At 68.0% G+C, this 17,060-nt stretch carries 15 protein-coding genes; 9 read left to right on the top strand and 6 right to left on the bottom strand.

Annotated features, from left to right (window positions below):
- Positions 1 to 22: 22 nt before the first annotated feature.
- The gene (locus DFQ14_RS11155; protein ID WP_114453177.1) at positions 23 to 451 is read right to left on the bottom strand and encodes a roadblock/LC7 domain-containing protein; all 429 of its coding nucleotides are present in this window, start codon (positions 449 to 451) and stop codon (positions 23 to 25) included.
- Positions 448 to 3,939, bottom strand: coding sequence for a sensor histidine kinase (locus DFQ14_RS11150; RefSeq protein ID WP_158546689.1), 3,492 nt, complete (start codon positions 3,937 to 3,939; stop codon positions 448 to 450). The genes DFQ14_RS11155 and DFQ14_RS11150 overlap by 4 nt, the downstream gene beginning before the upstream one ends.
- Positions 3,940 to 4,575: 636 nt before the next feature.
- Between DFQ14_RS11150 and DFQ14_RS11145 the strand changes: the two genes are divergently transcribed.
- The 9 genes from DFQ14_RS11145 (at position 4,576) to DFQ14_RS11105 (ending at position 12,124) form a co-directional block, all read left to right on the top strand.
- Positions 4,576 to 5,598 carry an ABC transporter substrate-binding protein gene (locus tag DFQ14_RS11145; RefSeq protein ID WP_114453175.1) on the top strand — a complete coding sequence of 341 codons (1,023 nt, stop codon included), beginning with the start codon at positions 4,576 to 4,578 and terminating at the stop codon, positions 5,596 to 5,598.
- Between the two features lie 33 nt (positions 5,599 to 5,631).
- A complete protein-coding gene (locus tag DFQ14_RS11140) occupies positions 5,632 to 6,396 on the top strand; it encodes an ABC transporter permease (RefSeq protein ID WP_114453303.1) in 765 nt (254 codons plus the stop codon).
- Positions 6,393 to 7,208, top strand: a complete 816-nt coding sequence (locus DFQ14_RS11135; protein ID WP_114453174.1) for an ABC transporter permease — start codon at positions 6,393 to 6,395, stop codon at positions 7,206 to 7,208. Before DFQ14_RS11140 ends, DFQ14_RS11135 begins: the two co-directional genes overlap by 4 nt.
- 18 nt (positions 7,209 to 7,226) lie before the next feature.
- Entirely contained in the window at positions 7,227 to 8,033 is an 807-nt protein-coding gene (locus DFQ14_RS11130; protein WP_114453173.1) for an ABC transporter ATP-binding protein, read from the top strand.
- Positions 8,034 to 8,129: 96 nt separating this feature from the next.
- A complete protein-coding gene (locus DFQ14_RS11125) occupies positions 8,130 to 9,797 on the top strand; it encodes a DNA repair helicase XPB (RefSeq protein WP_114453172.1) in 1,668 nt (555 codons plus the stop codon).
- Between the two features lie 97 nt (positions 9,798 to 9,894).
- Positions 9,895 to 10,491 (top strand): suppressor of fused domain protein, encoded by a 597-nt coding sequence (locus DFQ14_RS11120; protein ID WP_114453171.1) that lies wholly within the window; start codon positions 9,895 to 9,897, stop codon positions 10,489 to 10,491.
- 55 nt (positions 10,492 to 10,546) lie between these two features.
- Positions 10,547 to 10,780, top strand: coding sequence for a hypothetical protein (locus DFQ14_RS11115; protein WP_114453170.1), 234 nt, complete (start codon positions 10,547 to 10,549; stop codon positions 10,778 to 10,780).
- Positions 10,770 to 11,090, top strand: coding sequence for a type II toxin-antitoxin system PemK/MazF family toxin (locus DFQ14_RS11110; protein ID WP_114453169.1), 321 nt, complete (start codon positions 10,770 to 10,772; stop codon positions 11,088 to 11,090). Before DFQ14_RS11115 ends, DFQ14_RS11110 begins: the two co-directional genes overlap by 11 nt.
- 47 nt (positions 11,091 to 11,137) lie before the next feature.
- Positions 11,138 to 12,124 carry an o-succinylbenzoate synthase gene (locus tag DFQ14_RS11105; RefSeq protein WP_114453168.1) on the top strand — a complete coding sequence of 329 codons (987 nt, stop codon included), beginning with the start codon at positions 11,138 to 11,140 and terminating at the stop codon, positions 12,122 to 12,124.
- A 43-nt stretch (positions 12,125 to 12,167) separates the two neighbouring features.
- Here the strand turns inward: DFQ14_RS11105 and DFQ14_RS11100 are convergent, their stop codons facing one another.
- The 4 genes from DFQ14_RS11100 to DFQ14_RS11085 all read right to left on the bottom strand — a co-directional run bounded on the left by DFQ14_RS11100 (position 12,168) and on the right by DFQ14_RS11085 (position 16,997).
- Positions 12,168 to 12,929: an SRPBCC family protein gene (locus tag DFQ14_RS11100; protein WP_114453167.1), complete on the bottom strand. Its 762-nt coding sequence runs from the start codon at positions 12,927 to 12,929 to the stop codon at positions 12,168 to 12,170.
- Between the two features lie 185 nt (positions 12,930 to 13,114).
- The gene (locus DFQ14_RS11095; RefSeq protein WP_114453166.1) at positions 13,115 to 13,969 is read right to left on the bottom strand and encodes an FAD binding domain-containing protein; all 855 of its coding nucleotides are present in this window, start codon (positions 13,967 to 13,969) and stop codon (positions 13,115 to 13,117) included.
- The gene (locus tag DFQ14_RS11090; protein WP_114453165.1) at positions 13,966 to 16,437 is read right to left on the bottom strand and encodes a xanthine dehydrogenase family protein molybdopterin-binding subunit; all 2,472 of its coding nucleotides are present in this window, start codon (positions 16,435 to 16,437) and stop codon (positions 13,966 to 13,968) included. The genes DFQ14_RS11095 and DFQ14_RS11090 overlap by 4 nt, the downstream gene beginning before the upstream one ends.
- Positions 16,434 to 16,997, bottom strand: coding sequence for a (2Fe-2S)-binding protein (locus tag DFQ14_RS11085; RefSeq protein WP_114453164.1), 564 nt, complete (start codon positions 16,995 to 16,997; stop codon positions 16,434 to 16,436). The genes DFQ14_RS11090 and DFQ14_RS11085 overlap by 4 nt, the downstream gene beginning before the upstream one ends.
- Positions 16,998 to 17,060: the final 63 nt, after the last annotated feature.

Raw genomic sequence — 17,060 nt, 5'->3', positions numbered from 1 at the left:
CCCTCGGCTCCCGCGGCGGTACTCATCGGCTCATCCCCTGCAACTGCGCGCGCAGCTCCGGTGTGAGCTGGCGACCGACCCGCTCCACGAGGAGGGTCATCTCGTAGGCGACCAGGCCGATGTCGGCGTTGGGAGCCGCCAGCACCGCCAGGCACGATCCATCGCTGATCGACATCAGGAACAAGTAGCCCTGTTCCATCTCGACGACGGTCTGGGTGACATCACCGGCCTCGAAACATCGCGCTGCTCCCTGAGTCAAGCTGGCCAGGCCGGACGCGACCGCGGAGAGCTGCTCGGCACGGTCGCGGGGCAAACCCTGCGAGCCTGCGAGCAGCAGTCCGTCCGCTGAGACCACGACCGAGTGCGCGACACCGGGAACCCGGCGCACGAAGTCGGTAATCAGCCAACTGAAGTTGCTGCTGCTCATGGGTTGGTGGGCGGACCCAGTCACTCCTGCTCCTCGTGACGACTCGAGATCGAGTGGGACTGTTCGGTCGAGGCCGGTTCATCGTCGATCTTGGCGTGCCGGCCACGCTGGACGCCTTGCTGAAAATTCGACATCCTGCCACGCACGGCTTCGGCCGAGCGAGGCTTGGCGGGATTCTCCGGCGGCGGGGACTGCAGCCGGACCGTGGCGGAACCCGGAACCAGGTGAGACTGGGGTCTGCGCTTGGGCAGTCCTGCCGAAGTCGTCTCCTGCTCCTGATCGTACTGCTCCATGAGCGCCTCGGCGGCCTGCCAGCCCGCGTCGCCGGCTCCCCAGCCGGGCTCGGCAGCCTGCCGCTCCTCGGCAACGCGGTTCCGCTGCTCCCGGGTCGCAGCCCGCCGCCCGACCCGCGGCTCCTCAGCCGGCTCCGCCTCGGGAGCCGATCCGTTCGGTTCCGGTTCCCCGATCGGTCCGCCCGGGTATTCCGAACCGTTGCGAGCACTCCTGTCGACGTGCTCGTTCTCCTCGGCGAATACCCCCTGGAGCGGGTCACCTCGATCGGGTGAGAGATCCGTGCCGTTACGGGTGCCGACTTCGCCGGTTCCGGCCGTACCGGCTCCGGCGAGATCCTCCACCGTCTCGGCGGACGTGTTCCGGCCATGCTCCCCGTTCCGGGGCGGGTCCGCATCGAAGGCGGGGAAGCCGCTGTTCGTCCGGCTCGCGACATCCTCCGGCAAGGCCGTCCCGGCACCGTCGGCTTTCTCCTCCGCGGTGTCGGGAGCCACCGGAGAAGCACCATCCTCCTCTTCGGGTTCACGGAACCACTGGGAGAGCACGGCCTCGTAAATCGGTAGGCGCTCGGTCGGCGCGTCGTCCATGTCGCGGGCGGCGGCCTCCGGCTGCACGCCCGCCGACTGCTCCTGCTCCGGAACACCGCTGTCCGCAGGCGCCAGAGCACCCCCTATGTGCCCTTCCGGCTCCCGATCGTCGGTGGTCGGTGCGAACTGGGTCGTCTTCTCGGTTTCGAGGGGACTGTGGAACAGGCTCGCAGGGCCTTCGACCCCCGGGGGAGCACCGCACTGCCCGTCGTACACCTCGGGGATGTCGCGGTCCACGGCGACATCTTCGCTCGGCCATTCGGCATCGGAGACCTCGTCCCGAGCGAGCTCTCCGCTCCCCTCGGGAGCCACCGTGCCGGAATCCGCGTTCCAGTGCGGGATATCGGTCGCCCCGTAGGAATGTCCCGCAGCAACCTGCACGGAGTACTGGGTGGCCGGTTCGTCCGCCGCCTCGGAATCCGGCCACGAAGCGTCTTCGTCCTCCGCGGCCGGCGCCTGCGCACCGTGGCCGCTCACCGGCACGGCCCTCTCGGTGGGCGGCTCGGTGAGGGCGCGTGCGGTTCCACCGTGCCCGAAGGCCGCGGCGACTCCGCCCTGGGAGCCGCTGTCGACGAGCGCATCACGCCGGTCGTGAGCCGCCGCCCGTTGCATGTCCGGCATCGGCACGGGACCGTCCGCGGTGAGCTGGAGCACGTACTCCCCGGACAGGTGAACCGTCGCGGTGACGCCACCTTCGAGGTCGTCGTTGTTGTGCAACTCGACGCCGATGTCGTGCCGCCGCGAGAGCTGGCCGACCACGTAAAGCCCCATGCGGCGGGAAACCGCGACATCCACTTCCGGTGGCCGGATCAGCCGATCGTTGATGTCGGACAGCTCCACGGGGTCGATGCCCACTCCGCGGTCGCGAATCTCCAGAACGAGTTCCTGCTGGCGATAGGCGGTCCGGACGGTGACCTCGGTGTCCGGGTTGGAGAATACGGTGGCGTTCTCCAGCAACTCGGCGATCAGGTGCACCACGTCGTTGACGATGCGGCCCTGGATCGCAAGCTCGGGAGCATCGGCGATGGCGATCCGCGCGTATTGCTCCACCTCGGAGACCGCGGCACCGACGACCTCGGCCAGCGGAACGGGACGTATCGTGCGCCGGGTCAGGTCGGTGCCGCCCAGAATCAGCAGGTTCTCGTTGTTGCGCCGCATCCGGGTGGCGAGATGGTCCAGTTCGAACAGACTGCTGAGCTGGTCCGGATCCTGCTCGTCCTGCTCGAGGCGGTCGATGAGCGAGAGCTGACGCTGCACCAGGGTCTGGCTGCGCCGTGCCAGGTTGACGAACAGATCGTTGACGTTGTTGCGCAGCAGTGCCTGTTCGGAAGCCAGACGCAGCGCCTGTGAATGCACGGCATCGAACGAGCGGGCCACCCGCCCGATCTCCTCCCTGGTGTGTACCGGGATCGGTTCGATCCGGCCACGGGAGGAGATTTCCGGGGTCGATTCGTCGAGGATCGAGTTCACCGCATCGGGCAACCGGTTGTCGGCCACCTCCAGGGCCGACCGGCGCAGGGTCCGCAGTGGCAGCAACAGCGAGCGGGCCACGAGCAAGGCGATCGTGGAGGCCAGCACCAAAGCACCGAGGACCAGCCCCGCCGAGAGGTACATCCGGGTACGTGCCTCACCGGCGAGTTCGTCCACTCTGTCCTGCACCTGCCCGTGCAACTGCTGCCCCACCCGGTACGTCAGGTTGACGGTCTCGGTGGAGGTCTGCAGCCACTCCTGCGACGACAGGTCGGTGAGCTGCTCGCCGGACTGGGCCCGCACGAGCGCCGTTTCCTCGATGGTGCTTGCCTGGTCCACAGCCACACCGGCCACGGTGTCGTTGTAGAGCTGCAACTGCGCGGGAGTGGCCCACTTCCGGAAGTCGTGCAAGGCCGCATCCAGCGCCGTGTCGGCGGCGAGCAGCCTCCGTTGTTCACCCGGCTCGAAACCACCGCCGTGCAGCACCGCGGCCAGCAGCGCCCGTTTGGTGGATTCCTGTTCCTTGACATGGGACATCGCGCTGGCTGCCAGGACGAGGCGGACGACCTCGGGGTTGTCGATCCGTTTGATGTCCTGCTCGCCCAGATGCAGCAGGCTGTCCACGATGCCGGTGTAGGCCCGCAGAGCAGCGTCGACGGGGTATTGCGTGTTGTCGGTGACCTGGCGCAGCGAAGCGAGGCGGTCGAGGCTGGATGCGGCTCTGCGGAACCGGTCGGCCACTTCGGGATGCGAACCGTTGCGTACCCGATCGATGTCGGAACGGAACCGGGAGATCTCGCGGTCCACGGCGGCTCGCTGCTCGTCCAGCTCGGCTCTGCCGGCTGTCCGGCCCGAGGCGATGTAGGCAACCGTGAGGTCGCGCTCGCGCTGCAGCTCGTGCATGACCGACAGGGCGCTGGAGTACAGCTCGACCTGGCGACTGTTTCCGGCGAGGTCTTGCACCTGCACGTACGCGGAGCGAACCTGCAGAGCCCCCAGAACCAGTGCCGCGATCGACGGAATCAGCATGACCACGAGGAGTTTGGTCCGCAGCCGCCAGTCGCGTATGGACCGCAGACCGCCGAAACCGCGGCCGGTGTTGTGGGCACCGGCCGAACCGAGGCCGCCACTCCGGGTCGAGGATCCCTGCGTGGACGACGACACATCATCTTCACCAGCAGTAATCGACTCGTCACCCTTTGAGGGTGCACGAGAGTCCGCTGAGCCGACCATGTCGAGACGATCGGAGCCTTTGTCTCCTCGGGCCACTCCGGGCTTCCTCATTCCGACAGTCGCGGGGCACGTGCCGCGCCGACGCATTCACCGGCCGACACAAAAGCCGAAATTTGCAGCTCATGGGATGGTAACCGCTCAGGCCACCGACCCCCTCACCGCACAGGAGTACGGGCTGGGTCACTCCCATGGGCGAGGCCAGCGTACTGGCGTCGACGACGAACGGGGAAGTGGGGCACCAGTACGCAATGTGACCCGATCCCTTCCAGGTTCAGCCATTCAGGTGGTTTACGTTTCCCTCGCGCTCACCACCGTCGAAAACCTGCGTCCGCTGCGATTCCGATCACCTCGTCGGCAGCGATCGGTATCGATCCGGCAGCCTCTCTCGCCGGAGCGTCTCGAAGGAGCCGGGCGCGCTCTCACGGCTCCGTTCCGTTGCCTGACGAGCAATCAAAGGTGAACAGCGTCACCCTTTCGAGGAGTGGGGGCTCCACTGTTGACTCACAGTGTTGAAGAAGTAAGAGTACATGGCGTTCTTCACCCGCCCGTATCACCGGAGAGCCCGAGATGGTTCGATCTGCTTGCCGAGCCGACCGCAGACGCGGCTCACCGTCCCGCGCGGTTCTGGCCCTTGTTGCTTGTCTCAGCCTCCTCGTCGTCTCCGGCTGCGGGATGCTCAGTGGATCGGAGGGCGGATCCACCGACTCCAAGGGTGATCTGACCACGATCACGGTCGGCACCATGCCCGCGGTCGACGTGGCCCCGCTACACCTGGCGATACAGAACGGATATTTCGAGCAGGCCGGCCTCAACGTCGAGCTGAAAACCATCTCCGGGGGCGCCAAAGGCATCCCGAAACTGGCCAACGGCTCCCTGGACATCACCTTCGGCAACTGGGTGTCGTTCTTCCGAGCCCAGCAACAGGGAGTCGTGGATCTCAAGGCGATCTCGGATGCCTACCAGGCCGACAAGGGCACGTTCCTGCTGATGCGCTACCCCGGGCGAGGCATCACCTCCCCCGACCGGCTCCGGAACGAGAAGATCGCGGTCAACACCCGGGCCAACATCAACGAACTGACCACGCTCGCGACGCTGAAGCTCCACGGGCTGTCCAGAGAAGACGTCGAGTTCGTGGTCATGGACTTCCCCGACATGCCGACCGCCCTCAAAAACAACGATGTCGCCGCGATCTCGGTCATCGAGCCGTTCATTTCGCAGGCCCACAAGCTCGGCGCCGAGACACTGGCCGACACCGCCTCGGGCCCCACCGCGAACATGCCCATCGCCGGGTACGCGGCGACCGGCACATGGGTCGAGAACAACCGGGACGTCGCCGCCAAGTTCCAGCGGGTGATGTCACGAGCCCAGCGAGAGGCGGGCGCGGACCGCAACAAGGTGGAGCGGCTCCTGCCCACCTACACCAAGATCGACCCGAGCACGGCCTCCCTGGTGGAGATCGGCACCTATCCCACCACGCTGGATGCCTCGCGGCTGGAGCGTGTCACCGGGCTGATGAAGGCCAACGGCCAACTCCCCAAGAAGAAGTTCGACATCGAGTCCATGCTGTTCCACGCACCGCCGAAGGAGTGAGTGCGAGCGGGCACAACTCGGGAGCGGCACTTCATGCGCGGCAGCATTCGTCCCCTGCTCGGTGTGGCAGGCTTTCTCGCAGTGTGCGAGATCGTCGGCCGCTCCGGTTCGGCTCCGCAGGGATACCTGCCCCCACCGTCGGTCGTGCTGGTGGAACTGGCTCGTCTGCTCGGTGAGCGCACCTTCCTGCTCGACGTCATCGCCACGGTGCTGTCCTGGCTGATCGCGCTGGCGATCGCAGCGGCGATCGCAGTACCCGCCGGCCTGCTGCTGGGCAGCGTGCCCTTCCTGCGCAACGCGGTCGGCGCGGTGGTGGAATTTCTCCGCCCCATCCCCTCGGTGGCATTGATCCCGCTGGTGGTGGTCATCGCCGGCGGTGGCCCCGGCACCAAGATCTTCCTCGCCGTCTACGCGGCGGTGTGGCCGCTGCTGTTCAACACCATCTACGCTCTCGGCGAGATCGATGATCAACTGCTCGACTCGGCCCGGGCGTTCAACATCTCCCGGCCCGAACTCCTGCTGCGGGTCACGCTGCCGGGCGTGGCGCCGTTCGTGCTCACCGGCCTGCGCCTGTCCGCGAGCACAGCGCTGATCGTGCTGATCAGCACCGAGATGCTGGTCCCCGCAAGCGGCGGTATCGGCCACTTCATCTACCTCGCAGGCAGCGGCGCGGGACGCATGGACCAGGTACTGGCGGGCACGCTGGTCGCCGGACTGCTGGGCTATGCGATCAACGCCGGGATGGCGGGCATGCAGCGCCGCTGGGTCACCTGGGCCCCGGCCGGAGGAACGACATGAGCACGGCAGGAGCGGCAGCCCCGTCCACTCGGCTGTGGAAACGGTTCGGGCGGCCGGCCCAGCAGTGGGGAGTGCTCCTCGCCTGCCTCCTCGGCTGGCAACTGGTCACCACCCCGGTGCAGAGCGTGTTCTTCCCGACACCGCTGGAAATCGGTGCCCGGATGTGGAGCAACTGGTTCAGCGGGCCGGCGAGCAGGATGTTCCTGACCGAGGCGGTCTTCACCGACATCCTCCCCAGCATGAGCAGGCTGCTGCTCGGCTGGCTGATCGCCGCCGTCGTGGGCGTGACCGCGGGCTTGCTGCTCGGACGCTCCGGCACCGCCATGGCCTACTGCGGAGCGTTGTTCTCCTTCGCGCGCTCGATCCCGCCGCCCGCGCTGGTGCCGGTGTTCCTGGTGCTGTTCGGCATCGGATTCAGGATGCAGGTCGCCACGATCGTCTTCGGAGTCGTCTGGCCGGTCCTGCTCAACAGCGCCGACGGCGCCCGCGCGGTCGACGTCACCAAGACCGAGACGGCCCGCGCCTTCCGTATCCCGCGTGGGCAGTGGATCGGCAGCGTCGTGCTGCCCGCGGCGTTGCCGAAGGTCTTCGCGGGGTTGCGGATCAGTCTCGCGCTCGCACTGATCATGATGGTGATCTCCGAACTGGTCGGGTCGACCAACGGCATCGGCCATGCGATGCAACTCGCACAGTTCCGGTTCGAGTACACGCAACTCTGGGCAGGCGTGGTGCTGCTGGGCGTACTCGGATACGCGCTCAACGCCGCCCTCACGGCCGTCGAGAAGCGCGTACTGCGTGCCCTCCCCCAATAGCTGGACAGGAGTTTCGTAGTGGGAACCATGCTCGACGTCACCGGGCTCGGCCACACCTACGACGGCAGGCAGGCCCACACCGCGATGTCGGACCTGACGTTCACCGTGGCATCCGGCGAACTCACCTGCATCGTTGGTCCCTCCGGGTGCGGGAAGTCCACCCTGCTGCGATGTATCGCCCGGCTCGTCGAACCGAGCCGGGGGCAGGTGCACCTGCACGGGGATCTCGTACGGGAGGTTCCCGAGGATCTGGCGGTGGTGTTCCAGGACTACAGCCGCTCGCTGTTTCCGTGGATGAGCGTGCGGGGCAACATCGAGTTCCCGCTGCGCTCCCGAGGTCTGAGCAAGGCCGAACGGCGCGAGCGCGCCACGGAGACGCTGGGCTGGGTCGGCCTGGCGGATGCGGCGGCGAAGTATCCGTGGCAGCTCTCCGGCGGCATGCAGCAACGGGTGGCGATCGCGCGGGCGCTGGCGTGCCGACCCGCGCTGCTGCTCATGGACGAACCGTTCGCCTCAGTGGACGCCCAGACCCGGTTCGACCTGGAGGACCTGCTGCTGCGGGTGCGCAAGGAGCAGGACACCACGGTGCTGCTGGTCACCCACGACATCGACGAGAGCGTCTACCTCGGCGATCGGGTGCTGGTGCTGTCGCAAGCGCCCGCGGAGATCGTGGCGGACCTGCCGGTGGAGCTGGGCGACGACCGGGACCAGATCACCACTCGCGAATCCGAGACCTTCGTTCACCTGCGTGGCGAGATCGCCCGTCTGCTGCGCGACACACCGATTCCGGACTCCACCTCCTCCCAGGCGGCCCACCGTGGTTGAGGACGGTGGAATACTGGACGGCTGCGCAGCCGTTGGCGCCAACGGTGCCCGCCACCTCTGAACCGGACCAGCCCGCCCTTGCGAGGAGTCTGCCCCGTGACTGACGGACCTCTCATCGTCCAGTCGGACAAGACCGTGCTGCTCGAGGTCGACCACGCTCAAGCCGACGACGCACGCACCGCCATCGCCCCGTTCGCCGAACTCGAACGGGCCCCGGAGCACGTACACACCTACCGGATCACGCCGCTGGCGCTGTGGAACGCCCGCGCCGCCGGGCACGATCCGGAGCAGGTCGTCGACGCGCTGGTCACGCACTCCCGCTACCCGGTGCCGCAGCCGCTGCTGGTCGACATCACCGAGACGATGGGCCGCTTCGGCCGGCTGGAACTGTCCAACGATCCGGCGCACGGACTCGTGCTGCTGTCCCGGGATCGCGCGGTCCTCGAAGAGGTGCTGCGCAGCAAGAAGATCAAGCCGATGCTGGGGGAGCGCATCGACGACGACACCGTCGTGGTGCACCCGAGCGAGCGCGGCCGGCTCAAGCAGGCGCTGCTCAAGCTCGGCTGGCCCGCCGAGGACCTCGCCGGATACGTCGACGGTGAGGCGCACGCGATCGCGCTGGAGGAAAACGGCTGGCAACTGCGCGACTACCAGCGCCAGGCCGTGCAATCGTTCTGGGCGGGCGGCTCCGGCGTCGTCGTGCTGCCCTGCGGCGCGGGTAAGACACTCGTCGGGGCAGCGGCGATGGCCGAGGCCCAGGCGACCACGCTGATCCTGGTCACCAACACCGTGGCGGGCAGGCAGTGGAAGCGCGAACTCGTCGAACGCACCTCGCTGACCGAAGACGAGATCGGCGAGTACTCCGGGGAGAAAAAGGAGATCCGTCCGATCACCATCGCGACGTACCAGGTCATCACCCGCAAATCCAAAGGCGAGTACAAGCACCTGGATCTGTTCGACTCCCGCGACTGGGGACTGATCATCTACGACGAGGTGCACCTGCTACCCGCCCCCGTGTTCCGGATGACCGCCGACCTGCAGTCACGGCGGCGGCTCGGCCTGACCGCGACACTGGTGCGCGAGGACGGCCGCGAGGGCGACGTGTTCTCCCTGATCGGCCCCAAGCGCTACGACGCGCCGTGGAAGGACATCGAGTCGCAGGGCTGGATCGCCCCTGCCGAATGCGTGGAGGTGCGGGTCACGCTCACCGACAACGAGCGCCTGTCGTATGCGACCTCCGAGTCCGAGGAGCGCTACAAGGTGTGCTCCACCGCGCACACCAAGGCACCGGTCGTCCAGGCGATCCTCGACCGCCACCCCGGCGAACCCGCCCTGGTCATCGGTGCCTACCTGGAGCAGTTGCACGAACTCGGCGAAGCCCTGGACGCCTCGATCGTCGAGGGTTCCACGAGGAACAAGGAACGCGAGGCACTCTACGAGGCCTTCCGGCGCGGCGAGATCAACCGGCTGGTGGTGTCGAAGGTCGCCAACTTCTCCATCGACCTGCCCGAGGCTTCGGTGGCCGTGCAGGTATCGGGCACCTTCGGGTCACGCCAGGAGGAAGCGCAGCGGCTGGGGCGGTTGCTGCGGCCCAAGTCCGATCGCAAGCAGGCCCACTTCTACTCCGTCGTCTCCCGCGACACCCTCGACACCGACTACGCCGCTCACCGGCAACGCTTCCTCGCCGAACAGGGTTACGCCTACCACATCGTCGACTCCGACGACCTGCTCGGACCCGCCGTTCCCGACACCGGCCGAGAATAGGATCGCTCGACTCGCGCCGGACGTGTCCGAAAGCCCTCCGGACACGCTCCACCGACCGGATACGGTGGCAGCGAGCACATGGAGCACGGGAGAGCAGATGAGCGCCGAGAAACAGGAAATCGCGACGGGGGGCGGCGCGCACCGGTTCGTCGGGCTTGCCGAGAACCTCGAGTATTACGCGGGCACGCCCAGCGGGGCCGAACCACCGAACGTGCGCGGTGACAACCGTGGCTACGGCCTGGTGTTCTTCCAGCGCGAGGAATACCACCTGACCACGGTCATCAGCTCGGGTCTGCGGTTCCAGCCGATCGGCGCCGAGCCGGCCCAGGAGCTGGCCTGCACCGTGTATCGGGAGCAGGCCGAAGCCGCGCGGTACCTGGTCGATCTCACCGCCCAGCTTCTCGTGAACATGGGTACCCACGTGGTTCCCGATCAGGTCATCCCCAATGAGGAGCCCCTGCTGGCGAACACGGAGTTCCACGGTGTGCTCACCAGCGGGCACCCGTTGTTTCCGGCGGAGTTCACCCGGTTCACCGATGCGGACGGCGTCGAGCAGCTCCAGGTGTTCACCCTGCTGCCCGTGACGCTGGGCGAGATCAACTTCGCGCTCGACAGCGGGGTTTCCGCGCTGCGGCAGCAGTGGTCGCGGTTCGAGGTCGACGTCTTCGACCTCGGACGCCCCAGCGTCGCCTGAGGTGGTGGCACTCGTGCAATACGATTTCAACCACTGATTGTGCTACATTAATGGTATGTCCGCAACACTCAGCATCAGAGTCGACAGCGAAACCGAAGAAGAACTCGCAGTACTCACCGCCGACGGCCGGTCCCGCAACGCGGCCATCGTGAGCGCGATCCACGAGGCATATCGGCAGGCAGCGTACGCGCGCCTTCGCGAGGACGCGGAGGCGTTGCGAGACAACTCCGATTACCGGGCTGAAGTACAGGCAGCACGCGCGGACATGGGTGCCGAAGATGCGTGGTGATATCTACGAACTTCGCGCGAACCCACACGCGCAGGGCCGCGAGCAAAAAGGAAAGCGTTACGCCATCGCGCTGCAATCGGACTCACTGCAGCAACTCGCGACCGTTGTGGCCGCACCCACGAGCACCGGATCCTGGGAAAGTTCCTTTCACCCGGTGATCGAACTGGGTGGCCGCCGTACCCGCGTCCTCGTCGAGCAACTACAGGCGATCGATGCCGAAAAGCGGCTGGGACGCAAGGTCGGGCGGCTCAGCGTCGACGAACAGCACGAAGTCGATCAGGCGCTGCGTCTCATACTCGGCCTCTTCTGACATTCGCTGATGCGGCCGTGCCGGCACGGACGTGCCAGGATCGGGGCATGAGCCCGAGCACAGACAGGATCGCATTGACGGAGCTGGACGCCGTGCGGGTGTACGCACTGCCGATGCGGACCCGCTTCCGCGGTCTCACCGTGCGCGAGGGCATCCTGCTGAGCGGTCCTGCAGGCTGGGGCGAGTTCTGCGCTTTCGAGGACTACTCCGACACCGAATCCGTGCCCTGGCTCGATGCGGCACTGGAAGCCTGCGCGGGTGCCTGGCCGGAGCCGGTACGCGAGGAGATCCCGGTCAACTGCACCGTCCCGGCGGTCACCCCGAACAGGGCGTACGAGATCGCCGCTGCCTCCGGCTGCTCCACGGCGAAGGTGAAGGTCGCCGAGGCCGGGCAGACACCCGGCGACGACACCGACCGTGTCACCGCCGTGCGGGAGGCGCTCGGGGCCTCCGGTGCCGTGCGCGTCGACGCCAACGCCGCCTGGGATGTCGACGAAGCGGTGACACGCATCAAGGAGCTCGACCGCGCCGCGCACGGGCTCGAGTACGTCGAGCAGCCCTGCGCCACCGTCGAGGAGCTCGCCGCCGTGCGGCGGCGTGTCGACGTGCGTATCGCCGCCGACGAGTCCATCCGCCGCGCCGAGGACCCGCTGCGCGTGGCCGTCGCGGAGGCGGCGGATGTCGCCGTGCTGAAGGTGGCGCCGCTCGGCGGTGTTCGCCGCGCACTGCAGGTTGCCGAAGCCTGCGGCCTGCCCTGCGTCGTCTCCTCCGCCCTGGAAAGCAGCGTCGGCCTGTCCGCCCAGCTCGCCCTGGCGGGCTCGTTGCCGGAGCTGCCGTTCGCCTGCGGTCTGGGCACGGTGTCGCTGCTCGGCGGCGATACCGTCGCCGATTCGCTGTTGCCGTCCGGCGGTCACCTTCCGGTACCCCGGCGTGCCCCCGAACCCGACCCGGTGCGCGTCGCGGCGGCCACCCCTTCGGCGAGCACCCAGCGCCGCTGGCTCGACCGACTGCGCCGGGTGCACGCGCTGGGGTGAGTGCCGTGCGGGTCCCACGCCACCCGCACGACTCCCTGCCGATCTATCGGCGCCTGCGGCGCCGCAGCAGCACCACGGCGGCCACCACGGCAAGGGCCGCCGCCACGGGGGCGAGGCGCTTGAGGACCGGAGCGCCCGCGGTATCCAGCAGATCGATCGCCTCCCGGTCATCCGGTGCGGTGACCCGCCAGGTATTCGCCCCCGCCTTGGCGGTTTCCGGCTCGGCCTGCACCGGCTCCGGTCGAGGCGTTACCGCCTCGGGCGTCCCCGCACCCGAGGCCTCCTGCTCGACGAAAGCCGATTGATCAAGTGTCGACTCCGCGCCGACCTGCTCGCTGACCGCCCGCTCCTCGGCCTGCTCCCGTCCGGAGAGCCGCTCGGACAGGCAATCAGCGAACTGTCCGATGATCTTGCTGCCCACCTCGGAGATCAGGCCGCGCCCGAACTGGGCCGGTTTCCCGGTGACCTTCAGGTCGGTGTCCACGGTCACGGAGGTGCTCCCGCTCTCGGGAGAAAGCACCGCCGTGACCGTGGCGGCAGCGGTTCCGTTGCCACGCGAATCCTTGCCGCTGGCCTCGATCACCACCCGATGCGCCTCGGGGTCGATCTCGGTGAACGTGCCCGATCCCTTGTACAACAGGGAAATCGGACCGAGCTTGACCTTGACCGAACCACCGAACTCGTTGCCCTCGACCTTGGTGAGGGTGGCACCCGGCATGCACGGGGCGACCCCCTCGACGTCGAGCAACGCCGGCCAGGCCACCTCCACCGGCGCGGGGACCGTGAAGTGGTGTTGCATCTGCACTGGTGATCCTCCTCAGACACGCGTTCCTCGAGGGTGCGCGGATTGATGCGAAGAGAGGCAGCGGCCTGTCGGCGGCCATGTCGGATGCCGGGTGAGCGGCGTCAGCCGCTTGCACCCACGGAAGCAACCGGCACCGCTGCGGGTGTTCCGCTGCCTGCACCCACGCAAGTCAATCCGCACACTCCCTATGCACCGGCGGCTGTGGTCAGCGCCCTCCCGGTCAACACCTCGGCGAGGTGCTCGCGGTAATCGACATCGGCGCTGGCATCGCTGGTCGGGCTGGTGCCCTCGGCAGCATGCCGGGCCGCTTCCCGGATCGTCTCCGATGTGGCGGGCCTGCCGAGAAGTGCCTGTTCGACCCCCGTGGCGCGCACGGGAGTCGGACCCATGTTGGTCAGCCCGACCCTGGCCTCGGCGATCGCCCCTCCCTCGGTGCGCACGGCGGCGGCCACACCGACCACCGACCACGCCTGAGCCACCCGGTTGAACTTCTCGTAGTGGGCACCCCACCCGGTCCAGTGCGGCATGCGCACCTCGACCAGCAGCTCGTTGGGCTGCAGGGCGGTCGTGAAGTAATCCACGAAGAACTCGGAAGCGGGGACCACGCGGCGCCCGGAGGAGCCTGCGATCACCATGTCCGCTTCCAGCGCCAGTGCCGGAGCGGGGAGATCCCCCGCCGGATCGGCATGGGCCAGGGAACCACCGAAGGTTCCCCGATGCCGCACCTGCGGGTCGGCGACCGTGCGGGTGGCCAGTGCCAGCAGTTTCGCGTGCTCGCGGATCAGCGGATCACCGAGCACCTCGTGGTGGCTGGTCATCGAGCCGATGACCAGCGAGTCACCCTCCTGACGAACACCTCGCAACTCCGGGACCCTGCCGAGGTCGACGACCAGACGCGGATCGGCCAGCCGCATCCGCAGCACCGGCAGCAGGCTCTGGCCGCCCGCGAGAATCTTGGCGTCCTCACCCGCCTCGTCCAGTGCGGCCATGGCTTCCTCCACCGTAGTGGGGGCAATGTAGTCGAACGATGCGGGAATCACCTGCTACCTCCCTGCGAACCGGCGGCAAAACCGCCACCCGTGTCCATCGATCCCAAGCCGCCACCGGCTTCCGCGGCCGTGTCCGAGCTCGTCCGCGTGCCCGTGATCGCGCGCCACACCCGCTGCGGCGAGCACGGCATCTCCACGTCGTCGACACCGAGAGGCCGGAGTGCGTCGACGACGGCGTTGACCACCGCGGGGGTGGACGCGATCGTGCCCGCTTCACCGACACCCTTGACGCCCAGCGGATTCGACGTCGCCCGTGTCTCGGTGCGATCGGTGGTGAACTCCGGCAGATCGGCCGCCGAGGGCACCAGGTAATCGGCGAACGTGGCCGTGGTCAGCGTGCCGTCCTCGTCGTGCACCGCCTCCTCGTACAGCGCCTGTGCGATGCCCTGCGCCAGCCCACCGTGCACCTGTCCCTCGACGATCAGCGGGTTGACCACGGTGCCGACGTCGTCGACGCAGACGTAGGAGCGGATGCGCACCGCCCCGGTCTCGGTGTCGACCTCGGTCGCGCACAGGTGTGTGCCGTGCGGGAACGAGAAGTTCTCCGGGTCGAACGAGGCCTCGGCGTCGAGGTTCGGCTCGATCCCCTCCGGCAGGTCGTGTGCGGCGAAAGCGGCCAGCGCGACATCGGCGAGGCCGGTGCCCTGGTCGGTGCCCCGCACGCCGAACCTGCCACCGGAGAATTCGAGGTCGTCCTCGGAGCACTCCAGCAGGTGCGCGGCGATCGTCTTCGCCTTCTCGATGACCTTGTCGGCAGCGTGCACGGCGGCGACCCCGCCGACCGCCAGGGAGCGCGAACCGTAGGTGTCCAGACCGCGGGGCGAGGACTGCGTGTCACCGTGCAGCACCTCGACATCGTCGAACGGCACGCCCAGACGTTCGGCCACGATCTGGCTCCAGGCCGTGACGTGGCCCTGGCCGTGGGGCGAGACTCCCGTGACCACTTCCACCTTGCCGGTCGGCAGCACCCTGATCTGCGCGTGCTCCCAACCGCCTGCGCCGTAGGACAGGGACCCGAGCACCCGCGACGGTGCCAGGCCGCACATCTCGGTGAAGGTCGAGACACCGATACCGAGCTGCACGGTGTCGCCCTGCTCCCGCCGCCGTGCCTGCTCCTCGCGGAGCTGCCGGTAGCCGAACAGCTCCAGGGCCCGGTCGGTGGCGGCCTCGTAATCACCGGAGTCGTAGGTCAGCCCGGCGATCGTGGTGAACGGGAACTCGTCGCGGCCGATCCAGTTCTTGCGGCGCAGTTCGAGCGGGTCCATGTCCAGCTCGGCGGCGAGCTCGTCCATCATCCGCTCGATGGCGAAGGTGGCCTCCGGCCGGCCCGCGCCCCGGTAGGCATCCGTCGGTGTCTTGTTCGTGAAGACGTTCGTGCAGGTGAAGTGGTAGGCGGGGAACTTGTAGATCGAGTTGAACATCAGGGCGCCGAGGATCGGCACGCCCGGGGACACCAGTCGCAGGTAGGCCCCCATGTCCGCCAGGAGCTCGACCTTCAGCCCGGTGACCGTGCCGTCCCGGCGAGCCGACAGTGCGAGTTTCTGCACCTGGTCACGACCGTGGTGGGCGGAGACCATCGTCTCCGAGCGGGACTCCGTCCACTTCACCGGACGACCGAGCCGCCGGGCGAGCAGGAAGGTGATGACCTCCTCCGGTGTCACCTGCAGCTTGCCACCGAAACCGCCTCCCACGTCGGGGGCGATCACGCGGATCTTCTGCTCGGGCACGCCCAGCGTCATCGCCAGCATCGTGCGCAGGATGTGCGGCACCTGCGTGGCCGACCACATGGTGAACTGCTCGCCGGTGGGGTCGACCACCACCGAGCGTGGCTCCATGAACGCCGGGATCAGGCGCTGCTGGCGGAACGTCCGCTCGACACGCACCTCGGCGTCGGCCAGCGCCTGCTCCACGTCACCGCCGGTACCCGCCTCGGCGGAATCGAAGGTCCAGGTGGCGTTGCGGTTGGTTCCCAGGTCGGAGTGCACCAGAGGCGAGTCGTCGGCCAGCGCGGACTCCATGTCCAGCACCACCGGCAGGTCCTCGTAGTCGACGTCGATGGCATCCAGGGCATCCCGGGCCTCGGCGGCACTGCGCGCGGCGACCACGGCCACCACCTCACCGGCGAAGTGCACCTCGTCGACCGCCATCGGCGGGGCCTGCGGGGACTTCATGTCCTCGGTGATCGGCCACGCGCACGGCAGGCTGCCCTGTTCGTCGGCAAGGTCCCGGCCGGTCAGCACCGCCTGCACCCCGGACATCCGCCGGGCCTCGTCGGCGTCGATCGAGGCGATGCGCGCGTGCGCGATCGGGCTGCGCAACACCGCCAGATGCAACATTCCCGGCAGCGCCATGTTGTCGGTCCAGCGCGTGCTGCCGGTGATCAGCCGGGCATCCTCCTTGCGCTTGCGGGCGCGGCCGAGTTCCGGCTCCGTTCCCGGCGTCGTGGGTATCGCGGTCATGAGTGCTGACCTCCTGTCACCTGCGCCCGGTCCTGCTCGGTGGCGGTACGCGGTGGCGATGTCGGCTCGGAATGCTCCATCGGCGGACCGGCACCCGGCCGCATCCGCTCGGACGCGTCACGCACGGCACGCACGATGTTCTGATAGCCGGTGCAGCGGCAGAGGTTGCCCTCCAGCCCCTCCCGAACCTGCTGTTCGTCCGGCTCCGGATTCTCGGCGAGCAGGTCGAGAGCCTGCATGATCATGCCCGGAGTGCAGAACCCGCACTGCAGGGCATGGTTGTCGTGGAAGGACTGCTGCATCGGATGCAGCTGCCCGTCCCTGGCCAAACCTTCGATGGTGGTGATCTCGTGCCCGTCCGCCTGCACGGCCAGTACGGAGCACGACTTCACGCTGTGCCCGTCCATGTGGACGGTGCAGGCGCCGCAGTTGCTGGTGTCGCAGCCGACGACGGTACCGACCTTGCCCAGCTGTTCTCGCAGGTACTGGACGAGCAGAGTCCGAGGCTGGACCTCGTCGGTGTAGGTCGTGCCGTCGACATTGACGGTGATGCGCGGCATTGGGCCTCCTTTGCGGACCTGACCCGCGGTGCGCGGATGTTCGCGGAACTCGGCGGCTCCACA

This window comes from Halopolyspora algeriensis, from assembly GCF_003337235.1.
Taxonomy (GTDB): domain Bacteria; phylum Actinomycetota; class Actinomycetes; order Mycobacteriales; family Pseudonocardiaceae; genus Haloactinomyces; species Haloactinomyces algeriensis.
The sequence above is the reverse complement of the archived record's forward strand: the minus strand, read 5'-3'. Positions and strand labels throughout refer to the sequence as shown.

Excerpts from the sequence above, each read along its gene's own strand:
- DFQ14_RS11145 (WP_114453175.1), top strand. The coding sequence starts at position 4,576 with ATGGTTCGATCTGCTTGCCGAGCCGACCGCAGACGCGGCTCACCGTCC.
- DFQ14_RS11140 (WP_114453303.1), top strand. The coding sequence starts at position 5,632 with ATGCGCGGCAGCATTCGTCCCCTGCTCGGTGTGGCAGGCTTTCTCGCA.
- DFQ14_RS11135 (WP_114453174.1), top strand. The coding sequence starts at position 6,393 with ATGAGCACGGCAGGAGCGGCAGCCCCGTCCACTCGGCTGTGGAAACGG.
- DFQ14_RS11120 (WP_114453171.1), top strand. The coding sequence starts at position 9,895 with ATGAGCGCCGAGAAACAGGAAATCGCGACGGGGGGCGGCGCGCACCGG.
- DFQ14_RS11115 (WP_114453170.1), top strand. The coding sequence starts at position 10,547 with ATGTCCGCAACACTCAGCATCAGAGTCGACAGCGAAACCGAAGAAGAA.
- DFQ14_RS11110 (WP_114453169.1), top strand. The coding sequence starts at position 10,770 with ATGCGTGGTGATATCTACGAACTTCGCGCGAACCCACACGCGCAGGGC.
- DFQ14_RS11105 (WP_114453168.1), top strand. The coding sequence starts at position 11,138 with ATGAGCCCGAGCACAGACAGGATCGCATTGACGGAGCTGGACGCCGTG.
- DFQ14_RS11090 (WP_114453165.1), bottom strand. The coding sequence starts at position 16,437 with ATGACCGCGATACCCACGACGCCGGGAACGGAGCCGGAACTCGGCCGC.
- DFQ14_RS11085 (WP_114453164.1), bottom strand. The coding sequence starts at position 16,997 with ATGCCGCGCATCACCGTCAATGTCGACGGCACGACCTACACCGACGAG.